Origin of the sequence: Caballeronia pedi (assembly GCF_001544915.2) — a bacterium.
Lineage (GTDB): Bacteria > Pseudomonadota > Gammaproteobacteria > Burkholderiales > Burkholderiaceae > Caballeronia > Caballeronia pedi.
Map to the genome: position 1 here is coordinate 1 of NZ_FCOE02000109.1, position 1,368 is coordinate 1,368.

Below are 1,368 nucleotides of genomic sequence, written 5' to 3' on the forward strand. Positions count from 1 at the left end.
AGCGCGTATCACGTCGCGGGTGGCTTGCGCTTGCGCGGGCCGGTGGATCGCGCCGCATTGCGCGCGAGCTTCGAAGCGATCGTCGCGCGGCACGAGACGCTGCGCACGCGCTTCGCTGCCGATGAGAGCGGGCGCGTCGAACAATGGATCGATCCTCAGGGCGCGCTGAATTGGCGTGAAACGACGGTTGCGCAAGCCGATGCCGACGCCATCGCACGCGCGTTCGCCGCCGAGCCTTTCGATCTGCGCGACGGTCCGCTATTGCGCATCGCGCTTTACAGCACCGGTGAAGACGAACATCTGCTCGCACTGTCGATGCATCACATCGTCTCGGATGGCTGGTCGGTGCATGTGCTGCTCGATGAACTGGTATCGCACTATCGTGCGCAGACGCTGGGCGAGGCATCGAAGCTCGCGGCATTGCCCGTGCAATACGCCGACTATGCCGCATGGCAACGCGACTGGCTCGACGCAGGCGAGCGCGATCGGCAACTGAACTACTGGCGCGCCACGCTCGGCGATGAACATCCGGTGCTCGCGCTACCGACCGATGCGCCGCGTCCGGCGCAGGCGTCGTATCACGCGGGGCGCTATCGCGTGAGCCTGCCCGCCGCGCTTGCCGAAGCGGTACGCTCGAAGGCGCAACAAAGCGCGATGACGCCCTTTATGGTGCTGCTCGCGGCGTTCCATGCGCTGCTGTATCGCTATGCCGGACAACAAACGGTGCGCACGGGCGTGCCGGTGGCGAACCGGCATCGGGTGGAGACGGAAGGGCTGATCGGGTTTTTCGTGAACACGCAGGTGCTGCAAAGCCGTATCGATGCTTCCACGCACACGGAGGCGTTGCTCGCGCAAGTGCGTGAAGCGGCACTGGGCGCGCAAGCGCATCAGGATTTGCCCTTCGACGCACTGATCGATGCGCTGCGCCCCGAGCGCAGCCTCGCGCATACGCCGCTATTCCAGGTGATGTTCAACCATCAGCGACGCGACTGGCGCGTGTTGCAGGGCCTGCCGTCACTGGCAATCGAACCGTATGTGCTGCCGGCGGAGATGGCGCAGTTCGAACTGCTGCTCGATACGCGCGAGGAAAGCGACGGCGCGTTGTCGCTCGAACTGAGTTATGCAAGAGAGTTGTTCGAAGCGGACACGATCGTACGCATGGCCGAGCATTATCAGTCGATGGTTCGTGCGATTGCAGAGGGCACGGAGCTTGTCAGCGCAGTTCCGCTGCTGAGCCAAGCGGAGCGCAATGAAATCGATGGCTGGAGCCGCAACACGCAGCGTTATGCGCACGCGGAACCGGTGTTTCGTGGCTTCGAACGTCACGCAGCGGCTTATCCCGATGACATCGCATTGGTCTTCGGCGAT

1 protein-coding gene is annotated in these 1,368 nt (G+C 63.7%); it reads left to right on the forward strand.

Annotation, left to right across the window (positions count from 1 at the left end; translation table 11 throughout):
• The coding region (locus tag AWB80_RS42720) for a condensation domain-containing protein (RefSeq protein WP_244207071.1) at window positions 1-1,368 on the forward strand (1,368 nt) is incomplete at both ends.